The sequence below is a fragment of the Mesorhizobium sp. M7D.F.Ca.US.004.01.2.1 genome (genome assembly GCF_003997785.1).
Taxonomy (GTDB): domain Bacteria; phylum Pseudomonadota; class Alphaproteobacteria; order Rhizobiales; family Rhizobiaceae; genus Mesorhizobium; species Mesorhizobium loti.
In genome coordinates, this window is the sequence record NZ_RZRQ01000029.1 from 15,914 (window position 1) to 32,280 (window position 16,367).

The following is a 16,367-nucleotide window of genomic DNA, read 5'->3' on the forward strand; positions in this document are numbered from 1 at the left end:
CATTGATTGCGATGCCATGCGCCGATCAGGTCAACGAGGCGGTAAAGCGCTGGATGCGCGTGCAGGCTTCCTCCAACAGCGTCTCCGAGGTGGCGTAGGAGATGCGGAAGTTGGGGCCAAGGCCGAAAGCCGAGCCGAACACCACCGCGACACCCTCGGCCTCGAGCAGCTCCGAGCAGAAGGTCTCGTCGGTGTCGATCAGCTTGCCGGCCTTGGTCTTCTTGCCGATCAGCTGGGCGCAAGAGGGATAGACATAGAAAGCGCCTTCCGGCGACGGACACGTAATGCCGCGAGCCTGGTTGAGCATCGACACGACAAGGTCGCGCCGGCCCTGGAAGATCGCCTTGTTCCTGGCGATAAAGTCTTGCGGGCCGTTGAGCGCCTCGACCGATGCCCATTGCGCGATGGTGCAGGCGCCCGATGTCTGCTGGCCCTGGATCATGTCCATCGCCTTGATCAGCTGGACGGGACCCGCGGCATAGCCGATGCGCCAGCCGGTCATGGCATAGGCTTTCGAGACGCCGTTCATGGTCAGCGTGCGCTCGTAGAGCTTCGGCTCGACCTCGGCGATGGTCTTGAAGACGAAATCGCCATAGGTCAGGTGCTCGTACATGTCGTCGGTCAGCGTCCAGACATGCGGATGCTTCAACAGCACATCGGCCAGCGCGCGCAGTTCGGCTTCCGTGTAGGCGGCGCCAGACGGGTTCGACGGCGAGTTCATCAGCAACCATTTGGTCTTCGGCGTGATCGCCTTTTCCAGCACGGAAGCGGTCAGCTTGAAGCCGTTGTCGATCGAGGTGTCGGCAAACACCGAGGTGCCGCCGCAGATCGCCACCATCTCGGGATAGCTGACCCAGTAGGGGCGGGGGATGACGACCTCGTCGCCGGGGTTCAGCGTCGCCATGAAGGCGTTGAACAGGATCTGCTTGCCGCCCGTGCCGACGATGGTCTGCTCGGGCTTGTAGTCGAGATTGTTCTCACGCTTGAATTTCTTCGCGATCGCCTCGCGCAGCGGCACAATGCCCGAAACCGGCGGATACTTGGTCTCGCCACGACGGATCGCCTCGATCGCCGCATTCTTGATGTTGTCGGGCGTGTCGAAATCCGGTTCACCGGCGCCGAGGCCGATAATGTCACGGCCGGCATTTTTCAGCTCGCGCGCTTTCTGCGTCACCGCGATGGTGGCAGAAGGCTTCACGCGGGAAAGGGTGTCGGCAAGAAAGGCCATGACCAGATATCTCCAAACTAGGTCGGCGCGGGCCGGGAGCGGCCGCGGCGCTTCTCATGTCGCATGATTTCGCGCAGTGCAAGCATTGTCGGCTGATCCAGGTCTCAAGGAGCTGTGATCGGCAACAATAAATTCATTAACAGACGGTAGAGGCTTGAGTGGCAGGATCGCAATCCAATTGCGGAGCGAGGAACCGTGTCGCGCAGCGTCGGGCTTGCCCACATCATCCGTCAGGACGACGGCACCTCCACCGGTGTCTGGGGCATCTACACGCTGCAAAGCGCCTTCCAGCCGATCTTCGCCTTCAACGAAGGCAAGCTGTCGGTGGCCGCGTTCGAAGGGCTGATCCGGCCGTTCCGTGACGGCGAGCCGCAATCGCCGATGAATTTCTTCTCGACCTGCCCGGCCGCCGACCGTCTGCACATCGAGGCGCTGACCAGGACGCTGCATCTTCTGAACGCCGGCGCCTGCCTGCCGCAGGAGGCGTCGATCTTCGTCAATTTCGATCCGTCGGTGTTCACCGAACGCACCGTTGCCGACGCCGCCTTGCGCGAAATGCGGCTGGTGCTGCATGAGGCCGGCATCGATCCGCGCCGTGTCGTCTGCGAGGTGACCGAGCAGCGGTCGGCATCGCAGGAAACCCTGCACAACTTTGTCGCGGCGCTGAGAGCCAACGGCTTTCGCATCGCCGTCGACGATTATGGCGCCGACGATTCCGACATCAACCGCATCAAGGAGCTGAAGCCGGATATCGTCAAGTTCGATGCCTTCTGGATCACGCAACTGATGGAATCCGGTGCCGGCTTCGCGTTGCTGACCACCATGGTGAAAAGCTTCGAGGAGCAAGGCATCCGCACGGTATTCGAGGGCATCGAGGAGGGCTGGCAATTGGAGCTTGCCGAGAAGTCAGGGGCGTCGATGGTGCAGGGTTTCGTGCTGGCGCGGCCCGAACTGGCGCCGACCAGTTTTCGCGTCTTCGGCAAGACCAGGCAGGCACCTGTCGTTGCTGCCGTCGGCGACACGCCTGCTCCAGCCCCGGCACCGCATTCGGCGCGGCCGGTGAAGGCGTTCGGGCGCAGGGTGGCGTCATGAGGCCTGAACGGCGGCGCAATGTCGGCGATGCGATCCAGGTCGACGAAGTCGGCATCGAATACGGCATCTATGGCGAGTTCCGGCTGCGCAGCGCCTATCAGCCGATTTTCGCGCCGCGTGGTCGGTTCCTTCATGCTGTCGCGGTCGAAGCTCTGATCGAGCCGCACCGTGCCGGCCGGCCCGGCGCACCGCGGGTTTTCTTCGAAAGCATTGCCGCCTCGGACCGGCTGTTTGTCGAGACCATGTGCCGGGCGCTGCATCTCAGGAATTTTCGCAACATCGGCGTCGACGGGCTCGATCTGTTCTTCAACTACAATCCGCTGATCAACGACCATCCCGGGCGAGCGTTGGCCGAGATCCGGCTGATGACCAGGCATCTCGCCGATTTCGGCCTCGCGCCGGCCATGCTGGTCTGCGAAATCACCGAACAGGCCGCCGATGACGCGCTTCTTGCCCGGTTGGCGCGCGAAATGCGGCGCGACGGCATCCGCATCGCCATCGACGATTTCGGCACCGGGCACTCGACCGAGGAGCGGGTGAGCCTGCTCAGGCCCGATATCGTCAAGATCGACGGCACCTGGTTCGCCGAGTTCTGCCGCCACGCTGCCGCCGAGCGGTTCTTCCGCCCGCTGGTTTCCAGCCTGCATGACCGTGGCGCCAAGGTGCTGGTCGAGGGCATCGAGCAGCCCACCCATCTGCGCGTCGCGCTCGAAGGCGGCGTCGACCTGCTGCAGGGTTTTCTTCTCGCCCGCCCCGCGCTTGCCGGCACGGTATTCGAGGAAAAACCGCTGGTCATCGATACGCTGCTGGGCAGGGACAACAAGGTCGTGCCCCTTTTTGGCTAGGGCATGCCGACGATTGGTGCCGTGAGCGCCCTTGGACGCTTTGCATCAGCGGCGCTGATGGTCGTACCAAAACAAATCATTGGTTGAGGACGCCGCCGCTGCGATAGTTGCGCCAGTGGAGACAGCGCTCGGGGGAATAGCCATGATACTGTACAGCATGATCGACAGCGGCAATTGCTACAAGCCGCGCCTGCTGATGGCCAAGCTTGGCCTTGCGTTCACCACTATCGAGGTGAGCTCGCACACCGGCGACACGCGCAAAGCCGATTTTGTCGCCAAGAACCCGAACGCCATGGTGCCGCTGCTCGAACTCGATGACGGCCGGCGGCTGGCCGAATCCAATGCCATCCTGCTCTATCTCGCCGAAGGCACGCGCTTCCTGCCGGTCGACAGATATGAGCGCGGGCTCGCCTACCAATGGCTGTTCTTCGAACAGTACAGCCACGAACCCTACATCGCCGTGCGCAAGGCGCTGCTGACCTTTCCAGAAAGAGCCGCGGATGCAACGCCGGAGCGGCTGGCGGTGACGCTGGAGCGCGGCAACAAGGCGCTCGGCGTGATGAACAAGCATCTGGAAAACAACGCCTTCTTCGCCGGTGGCGCGCTCAGCGTCGCCGATATCGCGCTCTATGCCTATACGCATACGGCAGAGCAGGGCGGCTTCCAGCTCGACGCCTATCCGGCGGTGGCGGCGTGGCTGAAAAGGGTGGAGGCGGATCCGGGGCATGTGCCGATCGAGTGGGTGGGTTAGTTTTGTCCTCACGCCGTCGCCGCTTCGCGGCCGCTCCGGACGGGGCGCGCCAACAGGCGCGCCGCCCGGTCGGGCTTGCGGCCTTCGGCCGGTGGCGCGAATTTGTATTGGCTGAGATGTGAATCAGAGGGGGCGGGCGCGGCCCGCGCGAACTTCAGCTAACGCCTGCTCTGCAGGCTTATCCAGTCTGCCGGCCCTGGCGTCGGCCTCGATCTGCGCATCCCAGGTATCTCCCTGAAACGCCGCGAACCATTTGGCAAACGCCTTCAGTTCTTCAGCGCTTAGGGCTGCGACGGATTTTTGAATCTGTTCGAGTTCGCTCATGAATGGAAAATATCATAATCGCCGTTGCGAAGCGAAATGGCCGAACCCCAGACAGCAAAAAGGCGGGATAAATCCCGCCTTCCCATGCTTGGTAGCCTGATCGGGAGCGTCCGGTCCGGGCTGGCAGCTATCTGCTGATCCAGCTTGTCGGGTCTTTCCGCTCCAGCGCGCTTCTCGCGCGACTGTCAGTACATCCGTGACTTGCCGCGCGCCCCGAGCTCTCGCCCGGCGCGCGCACTTCGCAAAATCAGGCTGCCTTGCTCAGAGATCCAGCGGACGACTTGCCAGTGCGGCGGTCCTGCTCGATCTCGAAGTTGATCTTCTGGCCTTCGACCAGGGTCGACAGTCCAGCACGCTCGACAGCGGAGATGTGGACGAAAACGTCCGCGCCGCCCGCGTCAGGCTGAATGAAGCCGAAGCCCTTGGTGGCGTTGAACCACTTGACCGTTCCAGTTGCCATTTTAGATAGTCCTTCAACATTTGCTTTAGTTTGACCAGACCGAGGTCTAGCCGGTGTGCATCGAGATTTTGGAGATAGACGTCAGCAAACGCGAAGATCGCGAGGCCCGGATCGATCGGCCGAAATATCAATGGAAGGCATATAGGCTGGTTTCGCATAAAAAACAAGACTGCGTGAGAAAGCCGTGATCGCGGCGCTGCCCAACGGCTGCCCCAATCTGCTGAAAACGTTGCGACAGATCACGCTGTCCTCGAGCGGCGGATCAGGGGAGAGGACCATGAAAACCATTCTGCTTGCCGCCTGCCTGACGCTGGTGGCCGCCGAGGCGCAGGCGATCTCGCGCTACGATCCGACCCGCATGAGCTGCGGCAAGGTTCAGGCGACGATCGCCCGGCAGGGCGCCGTCATACTGCGCTACCAGTCGACACGTGTGCCGGGATTGCCGCTCTATGACCGCTATGTGCAGAGCCAGCAATTCTGCACCATGGGCGAGGTGAGGACGCGCGCCTACGTGCCGAGCGCCGACACCAAGTCCTGCCCGGTCTACAATTGCAAGCGGCCGGACAATGACCGGCATTTCCGCCGGCGGTTCTTCCATAACAATTAAGGGCTTCTCAACCGGCAGCGATTGCTCTCAATCTCGAATGTGTTCCATGAGCATGGACACGAACTGCGTCACTTTTTGTGGGCGAAAGCGCGCCGCCGGATAAACCACGTGAATGCCGCCCGAGGGCAGCTCCCAGTCCGGCAGCATATGGACGAGGCGACCCTGCGACAGATAATCGACGACGAGATAGTCCGGCAAAACCGCCACCCCGCCGCCGGCCAGCGTGGCTTCCAGTACCGCCGGGGTTGAGTTGATGGAGAACGCCTCGCGCATGGTGACGGTGCGAGGCTCAAAATCATCTCGCGTGAAGCTCCAGGTAAACGGCTTGCGCAGCACGGCATTGGCAACGAGCGGCAAGGGAGAAAGATCTTCTGGCTTGTCCACCCTGACCCCGGCGGCGAAATCCCGCGACGCGACCAGAATTTGCCGGAAAGTGCCTATGCGGCGGGCCTGCTGGCTGGAGTCTTCAAGCCAGCCAACCCGGATGGACAGGTCTATCTTGTTGCCGATCAAATCAATTATGGCATCGGAAATGAACAGTTCGACGCCGCAGGCAGGAAATTTCTGGCGAAAGCGGGCGGCGATCGGGGCCAGCACGATCGCGCCATAGTCATTGGATGCGGAAACGCGCAGCACACCAGCCACTTCGGTATTGATCTCGCCGACCTCAGCGACTGCCTCTTCAACATCCCGCAGGATCAGAACGCAGCGTGCGTGCAAAAGGCGGCCTGCTTCGGTCGGCTCGAGCCGCCGCGTCGTACGCACGAGAAGCGCGGTCTTAAGCTCGGTTTCAAGGCGGGCGACCTGTTGGCTGACGACGGCTTTCGTGATGCCAAGTCGCTCGGCTGCCCGGGTAAACGAGCCTGCGTCGATCACGGTGGCAAAATAGGCGAGGCGGTTGAGGTTGATTGGTTCCACGTGACGCCTCAGATTGTAAGCTTATGCCATACAGTGTGTATTATTATAGACAATTTATCAATTAATCCAGTGGAGGTACCTTCCGCGCTGTTCGCTCAACCAGAGACGGACCCGCGGACTGCCATCGCGGCCTGACCTCATTCACGCACCGGAGATATTCCATGTTCACGAGGAGACAGATCATGAAGACCTCATTGGCCCTTGGCGCAACCGCCGTTTTCGCCCCCATCGACAGCAGCCAGGCCGCCAGCGCCAAGCTTGGCTGGAAACATTCCCGGCAGGTCCAAACGGCTTCTTCCGTGCTCCGGTGCTGCTGTCGGGACCGAGCGAAGCCCTGTTGATCGACGGCGGCTTCACCTATCCGGACGGCAGGGCGCTCGCCGATGCCATCAAGGCAACCGGCAAGAAGCTGACCACCATCTACGTCACTCAGTCCGATCCCGATTACTACTTCAGCCTGAAGCCGGTGCGGGAGGCCTTCCCGGAAGCAAAAGTGATCGCTGCCTCCACCACGCTGGACGCCATCAAGGGCAATGTGGAAAAGAAGCTCGCCGTCTGGGGCCCACAATTGAAGGAAAATGGTCCGCAGGCGCTGTCCGACATCGTCTTCCCGGAGGCCTTCGACGGCGCAAAGCTGACCGTCGATGGCGAGACTGTCGAGATCGTCAATGCGGAACAAGGACTAGCCAACCGCCGATATCTGTTCGTGCCGTCGCTCAATGCCGTTTTCGGCGGGGTGATGATCTTCTCGGGCGTTCATGTCTGGACCGCTGACACGCAAACCAAGGAAAGCCGCGCCGCTTGGGTCAAGACGCTGGATGCGATCGCTGCCCGCAAGCCCGCCGTCGTGGTGCCTGGCCACATGGCCCTCGATGCCGCGATCGGTCCTTCGGCCGTGGAGTTCACCAGGTCCTATCTGCTCGCCTTCGAGGAAGAGCTGGACAAGGCGGCCGACAGCGCCGCGTTGAAGGCAGCCATGGAGGCCCGCTTCCCCGGCCTCGGTATGGGTGTAGCCCTCGATATCGGATCCAAGGTCGCCAAGGGCGAGATGAAGTGGGGCTGAGATGGCGACGAACCTCGATTTGATCCGCAGAACCTACGAGGGAACTTCCGAGGAGAACGGCCGCAATCTGCTGGCCGTTCTTTCCCCCGATATCGAATGGACCGAGGCGGAAGGATTCCCCTATGCCGGCACCTATGTCGGTGTCGACGCCCTGATGCAGGGTGTCTTCAAGCGGCTTGGCTCGGAATGGACCGGGTATCACGCCGACGTGCACAGCTTCATTGCCGATGGCGAGCGGGTGGCGGCCTTCGGCGTGTATTCCGGTACGTACAAGGCGACAGGAAAATCCATGACGGCTCCCTTCGCTCACCTCTACGAACTGCGGGACGGCAAGATCATCCGTATGCGGCAGTATGTCGATACGGTGCTCGTCGCGCGCGCACTGACCTGACAACCACACAACCCAAGGAGACATCGATGCTGCAACTTAAATCCTTTGCGGCCGCTGCTTTCGCAGTCGTGGCCCTTGCCGCCGTCGCAAATGCGGGAACACCAAGCCCGTCAAGGCAGTGCAGCAACAGGAACTAACCCAGAAAAACAAGGCGCTCGTCCTGAAGGCCTATCAAGCGCTGTTCGGCGATCATGATCTCACCGCGCTGGACCGTTATTGGGCCGAGGCTTACATTCAGCATAACCCGACGATGACGGATGGCCGAGACTCGGTCAAAAAGCTTCTCAAAAGCGTGGGAGTTGCTCATTGGCCGAAACAGACGGTCGACTTCAAGCGGGTGGTCGCCGAAGGCGACCTCGTCATGACCCAGGTCGTTCAGCCTAAAACAGCTGACACGCCCGAAACCGTCATCATGGATATTTTCCGCGTTAAAAACGGTAAGATCGCCGAGCATTGGGACGTGATGCAGCCAGTGCCTGCCAACCCGGCCAACAAGCGCCCGATGTACTGATCCAGGCTTCTAGTCCGGCACCGGCAACCACTCAAAACCCGAAGGAAACCTGCGCCGGTGGCGGCGGGCCGACGCGCACGCCTTCCATGGCCAGCATCTTCTCCTTGGTGACCGAGCCGCCCGGCGCCGAGAAGCCGCCGATCTTGCCGCCGGCGGCAAGGATGCGATGGCAAGGGATGACCAGCGGCACCGGATTGGCGCCAAGCGCCGCCCCGGTCTCACGGGCGAGCCCTGCATGGCCGGCGGTTTTTGCCAGCTCGCCATAGGTGGTAGTTTCGCCGAAGGACAGTTTTCGCGCCGCGTCGTAAATGGCGAGGCGGAAATCGTCGACGCCGTCGAGATCGACCGGCACGCCGGAGAAATCGACGTCCTCGCCCGCCGCATAGGCTTTGATCGCTGCGATCAGCTCGACCACCCATGGCGGCTGCGCCGTGGAGGCGGAAACGCCGCCATGGCGCAGCAGGCGCCGCTCCACCGCCTCGCGGCTGCGTTCGGGCAGGCAGAGCCGGATCAGGCCCTTTTCGCTCCACGCAATGCCCATGAAACCGATCACTGTTTCTAACACTGCGTGGCCGGCCGTGATCGAAGCTGTCGTGTCCATCATGCGTTCCTTTCCGCAAAGTGGCGAAAACCGGGATTCGTCCCAGTACATATCCAGAACAATATGGCATCACCGCCCGCGTCTCGCCACCCGAAAACCACCTGGTAGCCCCGATTGCCGGTCATGAATCGCTGGTGTAAGGGATTTCTTAACAACCCGACAAATCGGACCCGAGCGCGGCTTGCCAGCAAAACTCAACCTTATCGCGATCGGCGTGATCCTGGCCGCCGCCGGCATCAGCGGCTGCACGTCGACCTCGCAGATGAAATCTGCGCCTGCTCTTACCGAAACCGCGACCGTCGCCGGCACTGACGCCGGCTTCACCGTGCCGCTGCCGGAGACCGTTTCGGTGCTGCCGGAATCATCCGGTATTGCCCCCGTTCAGACAGCCGAGCTGCCGCTCGATCCCACCGCGCAACCGGCGGCAGTGACCGCCGCCTTCGCCGGTTCGACGCCGGCGGCACCAGCCGTGCCCGCCGTGATGACCGCCAATGCCTGGCAGGCGCCGCCGCCGGCAAATGCGAGCGAGCCGGTCAAGGCGGCCGAGAGCTATACGACCGCGGGGCTCGTCATGCCGGCGACCGCCAAGGGCGACCGGATGCCCGGCGTCCAGCAGGTCGCCTATGTCGTGCCGCAGAATCCGGCCGCCCTGGTGCAGGGTCCGGTCGGGCCGACGGAAGAACACGCGACGGGCGTGCGTGGCGATGTCGAGCGGCTGATCGAGAAATATGCCGCACTCTACCAAGTGCCGGTGGACCTGGTGCGCCATGTCGTCAACCGCGAGAGCACCTTCAACCCGAAAGCCTACAATAATGGCCATTGGGGGCTGATGCAGATCAAGCACGCGACGGCGCGCGGCATGGGCTATGACGGACCGGCCAAGGGCCTGTTCGACGCCGAGACCAATCTGAAATATGCGGTCAAATATCTGCGCGGCGCCTGGCTGGTGGCGGGCGGCAATGCCAAGAAGGCCGACTGGCTCTACCAGACCGGCTACTATTTCGACGCCAAGCGCAAGGGCCTGCTCGAGGCAACCGGCCTCGGTGTCGACCGCAAGCGCCGCCGCCTGCAGCCCGACGCCTGAGCGCGATGCCTGAACCGCGCCCGCCGGCTCTGAACGACATCCGGCTGCGCAAGATCCTCGACGAGACGCTGGTTCCGCCGCATTGGCCGGACGGTTTTGTCATGCGTAGCTTCGAGCCCGGTGATGCGCTGCCCCTGCATGCGCTGTTGACCGAGGTGTTCGACGACGGCACCGATGGTCCGTTCGACGAGTGGTGGCCGCGTATCGCGGACGATCCCGAATTCGACCCGGCACTGTGCTTCCTCGTCATCGACGCCAAGGGCCGGCTGGCGGCGGCGGCGCTGTGCTGGACCCGCGCCTTCGTGAAGGACCTTGCCGTTCATCCCGAAGCGCGTGGCAAGGGTATTGGCGAGGCGCTGATGTGGCACGCCTTCGCCATTTTTCACGAACGCGGTGCCGATCATGTCGACCTCAAGACCAACACGGTCGAGAATCCCGCCGCCGTCCGGCTCTACGAGCGGCTGGGGATGATGCCTGTCGCCTGGGAAGGCTAAAGCGCGTCGCGTTTGAACGGATTCAGGCGACGCGCTTTAGGTCTTTGTTTTTAGGCATGTCGTTTTCCCAAAACCGAGGTCACTTTTGGGCGACATGCATTAGGGTGTGCTGATATTCAGGTGATACCGGCCTGAAAAGCGACGGTTCCCTGCGCTTCCCCGTTCTACCGCGTCGCGGTAGAACTGAGCTCACGTACTCCAAGTACGCTCCGCTCCGGTTCTCGGTATCAGCCGCTTTCGACTCGGCCTGACCTGAATCTCAACACACCCTAATGCATGTCGCCCCACGCAGGAATGGCGTGATTTGGGAACCCAAAGCGCTGCTTCGCATTCAATGGAAGGTGGGGTCTGACAAGCTGCCGGCGCGTGGGAGGATTTTCCGTCGCCGGCCGCAGAGGGACATCCACCATCATGAAGCTTTTTCACGCACTCCTGGCGCTCGGCGTCGCCACCATGCTGGTTGGCACGCCGGCGCGGGCCGTCGAGCTGTCGATCGTGTCGGGCGATACCGGCGACGGCATCAAGGTGCTGCGCGAGATCCTCGACCGTTACGAGAAAGACAGCGGCAACAAGGTCAGCATCGTCGTCATGCCGACGTCCGGGACCGACCAGTTCGGCCAGTACCGGCTTTGGCTCGCCGCGGGAAACAGCGACATCGACGTCTACCAGACCGATGTCATCTGGGCGCCGCAGCTTGCCAGCCAGCTCGTGGATTTGACCGCAGCGACCAAGGACATCGTAGCTGAGCATTTCCCATCGATCATCCAGTCGCAGACCGTCAATGGCAAGCTCGTCGCCTTGCCGATCTTCACCGATGCGCCGGCGCTCTACTACCGCAAGGATCTCCTCGACAAATATGGCGCCAAGGCGCCAGCCACCTGGAAGGAACTGGCAGACACCGCCAAGCTGGTCATGGACAAGGAGCGTGCGGCCGGCAATCGGGATATCTGGGGCTTCGTCTTCCAGGGCAATGCCTATGAGGGGCTGACCTGCGACGCGCTCGAATGGGTGATGTCGAATGGCGGCGGCCAGATCATCGAGCCGGACGGCTCCATCTCCATCAACAACCCAAAAGCGGCGGCGATGCTCGATATGATCAAGGGCTGGGTCGGGACCATCGCGCCTCCCGGCGTACTCGCCTACCAGGAAGAGGAATCGCGCGGCGTCTGGCAGACCGGCAACGCGGTCTTCATGCGCAACTGGCCCTATGCCTATGCACTCGGCAACGGCGAGGGCTCGCCGATCACGGGCAAGTTCGACGTGGCACCGCTGCCGGCCGGCACCGGCGAAGGCGCCCGAGCGGTCGCGACCCTGGGCGGCTGGAACCTCGCCGTCTCCAAATATTCGAAGCATCCGGATGCCGCGATCGAGCTGGTCAAGTTCATCGCCTCGCCCGCGATGCAGAAATACCGGACGCTGAAGACGTCCAACCTGCCGACTATCCAGGCGCTCTATGACGATGCCGACATCGCCAGGGAACAGCCGATTGTTCCGCGCTGGAAGCGGATCTTTCTCAATGCGGTGCCGCGCCCCTCGGCCGCGACCAGGATCAAATACAACGAGGCGTCGAGCCAGTTCTGGAACGCCGTTCACAACACGCTCTCGGGCGACGGCACTGCCGCCGACAATCTGGCCGACCTCGAAGCGATGCTGACCAAGCTGAAGGGCCGGGGCTGGTGACGCGACGATGCCGGGGCATCCGCCCGGCGGGACCACAACGAGCGGGTGCGAGATGACAAGAATGAAACCGCTACCTGAAACAGCCAGGGCTGCGCACTCGCCGTTGACGGCACAGCGCGTTCGCTCGGCGTGGCTTTTCCTGGCGCCAATGCTTCTGGTGCTCGCCGCGGCGGCCGGCTGGCCGCTTGCCCGCACGGTCTATTTCAGCTTCACCGACGCCTCGCTGGCCGACCTCGACGCGCGCCAATGGGTCGGCTTTGCCAATTACTTCTCGGTGCTGCACATGCCGAGCGGCCGCAACCTCTACGATGGTCTGCTCGTCGACCCGGTCTGGTGGCGTGCCGTCTGGAACACGGTGCGTTTCACTGTGATTTCGGTGACCTGCGAGACCACCCTCGGCATGATCGTTGCCCTGGTTCTCAATGCCGAATTCCCAGGCCGCGGCATCGTCAGGGCGGCGATCCTGATCCCTTGGGCTATCCCGACGATCGTCTCGGCGAAGATGTGGCAATGGATGCTCAACGACCAGTTCGGCATCATCAACGTCGTGCTGCTCAACCTCGGCCTGATCAGCGGCAAGATCGCCTGGACGGCCAACGCCGACACGGCGATGGCGGCGGTCCTCATCGTCGATATCTGGAAGGCGACACCGTTCATGACGCTGCTCATCCTGGCCGCGCTGCAGATGCTGCCGAGGGAGATCATAGAGGTCGCCAGGCTAGACGGCGCCAATCCGTGGCAGATCTTCTGGCGGGTGACCTTGCCGCTCATCCGCCCGGCGGTGATGGTGGCCGTGATCTTCCGCGCGCTCGATGCACTGCGCATCTTCGACCTGATCTATGTGCTGACGCCCAACAATGTGCACACCAAGTCGATGTCGGTGTTCGCCCGCGAGAACCTGTTCGAGTTCGACAAGTTCGCCTATGGCTCCGCCGCCTCGACCTTGCTCTTCCTGATCCTCGCTCTGCTCACCATCGTCACCATCCGGATCGGCCGGATAAGCCTGGACGGAGGCCGCTGATATGTGGATCCTGAAGCGCACGGCCTTTTACCTGCTGGTCGGGGGGATCGTCTTCGTCGCGGTGTTCCCGTTCTACTACGCCATCGTCACCAGCCTGAAATCGGGGACCGATCTGTTTCGGGCCGATCTGTGGCCGACGACGATCAGTCTCGCAAACTACAAGAGCGTGCTGACCGAGGGCAGCTTCGTAAGAAACCTGTTGAACTCGCTCTTCGTCTCCGGCGCGGTCGTCGGGCTGTCGCTGTTGCTCGGGGTCACCGCCGCCTATGCGCTGGCACGTATTCGATTCCGCGGCCGCTCGGCCCTGCTGTTCACAATCCTGTCGGTGTCGATGTTCCCGCAGGTGGCACTGCTGGCCGGGCTGTTCGAACTGGTCCGCATGTTCGGTCTCTACAATTCGCTGTTCGCGCTGATCTTCTCCTACATGATCTTCACCTTGCCGTTCACCGTCTGGGTGCTCACCACCTTCGTCCGCGATCTGCCGGTCGAGGTCGAGGAGGCGGCGATCCTCGACGGCGCGACGCCGTGGATCATCATCACGCGTGTCTTCCTGCCGCTGATGTGGCCGGCGCTGGCGACCACCGGCCTGCTGGCCTTCATCGGCGCGTGGAACGAGTTCCTGTTTGCGCTGACATTCACCTCCAACAACGCACAGCGGACCGTGCCGGTGGCGATCGCGCTGCTCTCCGGCAACTCGCAGTTCGAGATCCCATGGGGCAACATCATGGCGGCATCGGTGATCGTCACGGTGCCGCTGGTGGTGCTGGTCCTGATCTTCCAGCGCAAGATCGTCTCCGGCCTCACCGCCGGCGGGGTTAAAGGGTGAGGAGTGGTCGGCGAAGTTCTCAGATGTCCGGCGCGTTGCAGATCTTCTGCTTGAGATCAATCGCCCAGGCATTGTCGGCCACCACTTGCGGCAGCGCAGGGACGCCGGCGCTGCGACCCAAGGCGCCGGTCGCTCCATGTCGATTGGCGTCAGCGGGTTTTCCAGCGCATTGTGAACCGCTTCACATAGGCGGCTGCCGGCCAATGCTAACGTTGCGTCACTACACCATTTCAGCCGATCCGGGATCGTCGATTGGCTGGGCACAGGGGGAGGCTGCACCGGCTTGCGTCAGCTCCTCCATGGCGGGTTCCGGGGCGGGTTTCGGAACCCGCCTTCTTGCGCGATCTTCTAGATATCCGGTGCGTTGCCGATCTTCTTCTTGAGCTCCAGCGCCCAGGCGCGGCCCTCGTCGCCGCCCCACAGCAGCCAGGCGATATAGCCGGCCGACGGGTTTTGCTCATTGCCGTAGTTCTTGCCGCGCTTGTCGATCTCGTGGCGGGCGAAATAGCTGACCATACGGCGGATGGTGGAGGGGGCGAGCTTTTCGCGATTCTTCAGTTCGGTGGCGCGGGCGACGCCGATCTCGGTGCCGCCACGGCCGAATTCTTCGCGCAGCCTGAGGCCCTTGGCGGCATTGTCGGCCACCACTTGCGGGCAGCGCAGGTCGATCTCGCCGTCGTGCATTTTGTCCCCCAGGCTGGGCAGGCTTTAACCCGCGGTGAGAATGCGGGAAAGCCGGACGGGTTCCACATCCGAAAGAAACTGTCCACCAAGGCGGCAGGTCGCACCTTGCCTGCACTCATCCGGTTGCTAAGCTTCGCCCGCGTCGGGCTTTGCTAGAACCGGAGGAAACATGATGCGGCTTCTGCTCTCCAGCCTTGCCACCCTGATGCTTGCCGCTCCGCTCTTTGTCGGCGCCGCACGAGCCGCCGACGACTGCGCCAATGCGCAGGACCAGGCGACCATGGACGAATGCGCCGGCAAGGATTTCGATGCGGCCGACAAGAAGCTCAACGAGGCCTACAGGCAGATCGAGGGCCGGCTGAAGGACAATGCTGGGTCGAAGAAACTTCTGGTCGATGCACAGCGCGCCTGGGTTGCCTTCCGCGACGCCGAATGCTCCTTCCAGGGCGGTCCACCCGAAACCGCCGGCAGCGTCCGTCCGATGGTGGTCGCCAATTGCCAGGCGGGGCTCACCAACCTCAGGCTGAAGGATTTTCAGAGCTATCTCCATTGCGAGGAAGGTGTCCTGGACTGTCCGGTGCCGGCGGCGCAGTAGCGTTCTCCGACGCTCGGGAAGGTTTGGCCCGTCATCGCCGCGCGCGTGCAAGAATGTCGGAACCGATCGTCGCCAAACGTCCTTGGGTCGCAGAGCAACCGCGCCGGTACGCCGGCGCCGCGACTTGAAGGAGCCGACCATGATCACCTTTCCCAACGAATCCGCGAGATACCGCACCGCGCGTGAAAAACTGCTGCGCAAGGAAATCGAGCTGCGCCGCGTCATGGAGGAAGTCGCCGAGGCTCGGCGCGCGCTGCCGCCAGGCGGGCTGATCCGCCAGGACTATGAGTTCGACGCGCTGGATACCGAGGGAAGGCCCGCCAAGGGCAAATTTTCGGAGCTGTTCGCGCCGGGCAAGGACAGCTTGATCCTCTACAACATGATGTTTCCGCGCCACCCGCAGGAGACGCGCGAGGTTGCAACCAGCGGCGGCACGGCGAAGCTCGCCCGGCCGGACCAGCCATGCCCGTCCTGCACGGCGTTGCTCGACCAGTTCGACGGCGCGGTCGGCCATCTCGAAGCCGCCGGCCTCAATTTCGCTGTGGTGGCCAAGACCGCACTCGAAAACCTGGTCACGCTCGGCCGAGACAGAGGCTGGCGCAACATGCGGCTGGTGTCGTCGGCCGGCAACAGCTTCAAGCGCGACTACAATGCCGAGGATGCCGACGGCGCGCAGATCCCGCTGCTGTCGGTGTTTCATCGCGATGGCGATGGCATCCGCCATTTCTGGTCGTCGGAGCTCGGCTTCGCACCGTCGGAGCCTAACCAGGATCCGCGCGCCATCGGCACCTGCGAGATCCTGTGGAACCTGATGGATTTCACGCCGGAAGGGCGGCCGAACTGGAACGAGCAGCTGCAGTATGGGGAGGCGTGTTGCCACTGAGGGGCCGGGCGAAGCGCAACCTCACCGCATCTGCCGCGTTGGACCTTCGAGGATCCAACACGGAGAGTATCGATGAGACGCCATCTCACCTTTGCCACGCTGGCCCTTCTGGCCGGCGTGCCCGCGGCTTTCGCCCAACAGTCCTTGCCTGCCGACGTGCCACCGGTTTCGGGCAACAAGGTCGACACCGAGACGTTCTCCAGGTCGCTGGTCAGCGCCAACCGCTTCGAGATCGAGAGCAGCAAGCTGGCCGAGGAGAAGGGTGTCGCCGCCGACGTCAGGGAATTCGCCGCGCTGATGGTCAAGGAC

20 protein-coding genes and 1 pseudogene are annotated in these 16,367 nt (G+C 62.7%); 15 read left to right on the plus strand and 6 right to left on the minus strand.

The features are described from left to right. Window positions 1-25 precede the first annotated feature (25 nt). The gene (locus tag EN993_RS07430) at window positions 26-1,228 is read right to left on the minus strand and encodes a pyridoxal phosphate-dependent aminotransferase (protein ID WP_126070111.1); all 1,203 of its coding nucleotides are present in this window, start codon (window positions 1,226-1,228) and stop codon (window positions 26-28) included. Window positions 1,229-1,423: 195 nt separating this feature from the next. Here EN993_RS07430 and EN993_RS07435 point away from each other — a divergent pair, with 195 nt between their 5' ends. The 3 genes from EN993_RS07435 to EN993_RS07445 all read left to right on the plus strand — a co-directional run bounded on the left by EN993_RS07435 (window position 1,424) and on the right by EN993_RS07445 (window position 3,916). Further along, window positions 1,424-2,320 carry an EAL domain-containing protein gene (locus EN993_RS07435; protein WP_109659929.1) on the plus strand — a complete coding sequence of 299 codons (897 nt, stop codon included), beginning with the start codon at window positions 1,424-1,426 and terminating at the stop codon, window positions 2,318-2,320. Beyond that, window positions 2,317-3,165, plus strand: a complete 849-nt coding sequence (locus EN993_RS07440) for an EAL domain-containing protein (RefSeq protein WP_126070109.1) — start codon at window positions 2,317-2,319, stop codon at window positions 3,163-3,165. Before EN993_RS07435 ends, EN993_RS07440 begins: the two co-directional genes overlap by 4 nt. A 142-nt stretch (window positions 3,166-3,307) precedes the next feature. After that, the gene (locus tag EN993_RS07445) at window positions 3,308-3,916 is read left to right on the plus strand and encodes a glutathione S-transferase family protein (protein ID WP_109659933.1); all 609 of its coding nucleotides are present in this window, start codon (window positions 3,308-3,310) and stop codon (window positions 3,914-3,916) included. A gap of 123 nt (window positions 3,917-4,039) precedes the next feature. Here the strand turns inward: EN993_RS07445 and EN993_RS07450 are convergent, their stop codons facing one another. Together EN993_RS07450 and EN993_RS07455 are read right to left on the minus strand one after the other, a co-directional pair. Then, complete coding sequence (locus tag EN993_RS07450; RefSeq protein WP_127262808.1) at window positions 4,040-4,240, minus strand: hypothetical protein; 201 nt, start codon at window positions 4,238-4,240, stop codon at window positions 4,040-4,042. A 247-nt stretch (window positions 4,241-4,487) separates the two neighbouring features. Then, on the minus strand, window positions 4,488-4,700 hold the full coding sequence (locus EN993_RS07455) for a cold-shock protein (protein ID WP_010910991.1): 213 nt from the start codon (window positions 4,698-4,700) through the stop codon (window positions 4,488-4,490). A 277-nt stretch (window positions 4,701-4,977) separates the two neighbouring features. On the opposite strand from EN993_RS07455, the gene EN993_RS07460 reads away from it, so the two are divergent. Continuing rightward, window positions 4,978-5,307 carry a hypothetical protein gene (locus EN993_RS07460; RefSeq protein ID WP_127262809.1) on the plus strand — a complete coding sequence of 110 codons (330 nt, stop codon included), beginning with the start codon at window positions 4,978-4,980 and terminating at the stop codon, window positions 5,305-5,307. Window positions 5,308-5,334: 27 nt separating this feature from the next. Here EN993_RS07460 and EN993_RS07465 read toward each other — a convergent pair whose 3' ends face one another. Further along, window positions 5,335-6,225: a LysR family transcriptional regulator gene (locus tag EN993_RS07465; protein ID WP_109659935.1), complete on the minus strand. Its 891-nt coding sequence runs from the start codon at window positions 6,223-6,225 to the stop codon at window positions 5,335-5,337. Window positions 6,226-6,386: 161 nt separating this feature from the next. On the opposite strand from EN993_RS07465, the pseudogene EN993_RS07470 reads away from it, so the two are divergent. From EN993_RS07470 to EN993_RS07480, 3 genes and pseudogenes are all read left to right on the plus strand, one after another. Further along, window positions 6,387-7,288 (plus strand): annotated as a pseudogene (locus EN993_RS07470) (MBL fold metallo-hydrolase). A 1-nt stretch (window position 7,289) separates the two neighbouring features. Then, a complete protein-coding gene (locus EN993_RS07475) occupies window positions 7,290-7,679 on the plus strand; it encodes a nuclear transport factor 2 family protein (RefSeq protein ID WP_109659940.1) in 390 nt (129 codons plus the stop codon). A 118-nt stretch (window positions 7,680-7,797) separates the two neighbouring features. Continuing rightward, on the plus strand, window positions 7,798-8,190 hold the full coding sequence (locus EN993_RS07480; protein ID WP_245462902.1) for a nuclear transport factor 2 family protein: 393 nt from the start codon (window positions 7,798-7,800) through the stop codon (window positions 8,188-8,190). Window positions 8,191-8,221: 31 nt separating this feature from the next. Here EN993_RS07480 and EN993_RS07485 read toward each other — a convergent pair whose 3' ends face one another. After that, complete coding sequence (locus EN993_RS07485) at window positions 8,222-8,791, minus strand: methylated-DNA--[protein]-cysteine S-methyltransferase (RefSeq protein ID WP_109659942.1); 570 nt, start codon at window positions 8,789-8,791, stop codon at window positions 8,222-8,224. A gap of 181 nt (window positions 8,792-8,972) precedes the next feature. On the opposite strand from EN993_RS07485, the gene EN993_RS07490 reads away from it, so the two are divergent. The 5 genes from EN993_RS07490 to EN993_RS07510 all read left to right on the plus strand — a co-directional run bounded on the left by EN993_RS07490 (window position 8,973) and on the right by EN993_RS07510 (window position 13,896). Further along, window positions 8,973-9,875: a lytic transglycosylase domain-containing protein gene (locus EN993_RS07490; RefSeq protein WP_109659944.1), complete on the plus strand. Its 903-nt coding sequence runs from the start codon at window positions 8,973-8,975 to the stop codon at window positions 9,873-9,875. Between the two features lie 5 nt (window positions 9,876-9,880). After that, complete coding sequence (locus tag EN993_RS07495; RefSeq protein WP_127262810.1) at window positions 9,881-10,369, plus strand: GNAT family N-acetyltransferase; 489 nt, start codon at window positions 9,881-9,883, stop codon at window positions 10,367-10,369. Window positions 10,370-10,780: 411 nt separating this feature from the next. Next, complete coding sequence (locus tag EN993_RS07500) at window positions 10,781-12,049, plus strand: ABC transporter substrate-binding protein (protein WP_109659948.1); 1,269 nt, start codon at window positions 10,781-10,783, stop codon at window positions 12,047-12,049. Window positions 12,050-12,101: 52 nt separating this feature from the next. Beyond that, a complete protein-coding gene (locus tag EN993_RS07505; RefSeq protein ID WP_109659950.1) occupies window positions 12,102-13,070 on the plus strand; it encodes a sugar ABC transporter permease in 969 nt (322 codons plus the stop codon). Window position 13,071: 1 nt separating this feature from the next. Next, window positions 13,072-13,896: a carbohydrate ABC transporter permease gene (locus tag EN993_RS07510; protein WP_109659952.1), complete on the plus strand. Its 825-nt coding sequence runs from the start codon at window positions 13,072-13,074 to the stop codon at window positions 13,894-13,896. 348 nt (window positions 13,897-14,244) lie between these two features. Here EN993_RS07510 and EN993_RS07515 read toward each other — a convergent pair whose 3' ends face one another. Next, a complete protein-coding gene (locus EN993_RS07515; protein WP_109659956.1) occupies window positions 14,245-14,580 on the minus strand; it encodes a hypothetical protein in 336 nt (111 codons plus the stop codon). A 169-nt stretch (window positions 14,581-14,749) separates the two neighbouring features. On the opposite strand from EN993_RS07515, the gene EN993_RS07520 reads away from it, so the two are divergent. From EN993_RS07520 to EN993_RS07530, 3 genes are all read left to right on the plus strand, one after another. Then, a complete protein-coding gene (locus tag EN993_RS07520) occupies window positions 14,750-15,175 on the plus strand; it encodes a lysozyme inhibitor LprI family protein (RefSeq protein WP_348629901.1) in 426 nt (141 codons plus the stop codon). Window positions 15,176-15,314: 139 nt separating this feature from the next. Continuing rightward, window positions 15,315-16,058 (plus strand): DUF899 family protein, encoded by a 744-nt coding sequence (locus EN993_RS07525; RefSeq protein WP_164757573.1) that lies wholly within the window; start codon window positions 15,315-15,317, stop codon window positions 16,056-16,058. A 72-nt stretch (window positions 16,059-16,130) separates the two neighbouring features. Beyond that, on the plus strand, window positions 16,131-16,367 hold a 237-nt coding region (locus EN993_RS07530), incomplete at its 3' end, for a DUF4142 domain-containing protein (protein ID WP_127262813.1).

What these genes read in the sequence shown, in the direction of transcription:
- EN993_RS07430 (WP_126070111.1), bottom strand. Translation starts at nt 1,228, where the DNA reads ATGGCCTTTCTTGCCGACACCCTTTCCCGCGTGAAGCCTTCTGCCACC.
- EN993_RS07520 (WP_348629901.1), top strand. Translation starts at nt 14,750, where the DNA reads ATGATGCGGCTTCTGCTCTCCAGCCTTGCCACCCTGATGCTTGCCGCT.
- EN993_RS07440 (WP_126070109.1), top strand. Translation starts at nt 2,317, where the DNA reads ATGAGGCCTGAACGGCGGCGCAATGTCGGCGATGCGATCCAGGTCGAC.
- EN993_RS07455 (WP_010910991.1), bottom strand. Translation starts at nt 4,700, where the DNA reads ATGGCAACTGGAACGGTCAAGTGGTTCAACGCCACCAAGGGCTTCGGC.
- EN993_RS07495 (WP_127262810.1), top strand. Translation starts at nt 9,881, where the DNA reads ATGCCTGAACCGCGCCCGCCGGCTCTGAACGACATCCGGCTGCGCAAG.
- EN993_RS07460 (WP_127262809.1), top strand. Translation starts at nt 4,978, where the DNA reads ATGAAAACCATTCTGCTTGCCGCCTGCCTGACGCTGGTGGCCGCCGAG.
- EN993_RS07500 (WP_109659948.1), top strand. Translation starts at nt 10,781, where the DNA reads ATGAAGCTTTTTCACGCACTCCTGGCGCTCGGCGTCGCCACCATGCTG.
- EN993_RS07505 (WP_109659950.1), top strand. Translation starts at nt 12,102, where the DNA reads ATGACAAGAATGAAACCGCTACCTGAAACAGCCAGGGCTGCGCACTCG.
- EN993_RS07515 (WP_109659956.1), bottom strand. Translation starts at nt 14,580, where the DNA reads ATGCACGACGGCGAGATCGACCTGCGCTGCCCGCAAGTGGTGGCCGAC.
- EN993_RS07450 (WP_127262808.1), bottom strand. Translation starts at nt 4,240, where the DNA reads ATGAGCGAACTCGAACAGATTCAAAAATCCGTCGCAGCCCTAAGCGCT.
- EN993_RS07525 (WP_164757573.1), top strand. Translation starts at nt 15,315, where the DNA reads ATGATCACCTTTCCCAACGAATCCGCGAGATACCGCACCGCGCGTGAA.
- EN993_RS07475 (WP_109659940.1), top strand. Translation starts at nt 7,290, where the DNA reads ATGGCGACGAACCTCGATTTGATCCGCAGAACCTACGAGGGAACTTCC.
- EN993_RS07510 (WP_109659952.1), top strand. Translation starts at nt 13,072, where the DNA reads ATGTGGATCCTGAAGCGCACGGCCTTTTACCTGCTGGTCGGGGGGATC.
- EN993_RS07445 (WP_109659933.1), top strand. Translation starts at nt 3,308, where the DNA reads ATGATACTGTACAGCATGATCGACAGCGGCAATTGCTACAAGCCGCGC.
- EN993_RS07485 (WP_109659942.1), bottom strand. Translation starts at nt 8,791, where the DNA reads ATGGACACGACAGCTTCGATCACGGCCGGCCACGCAGTGTTAGAAACA.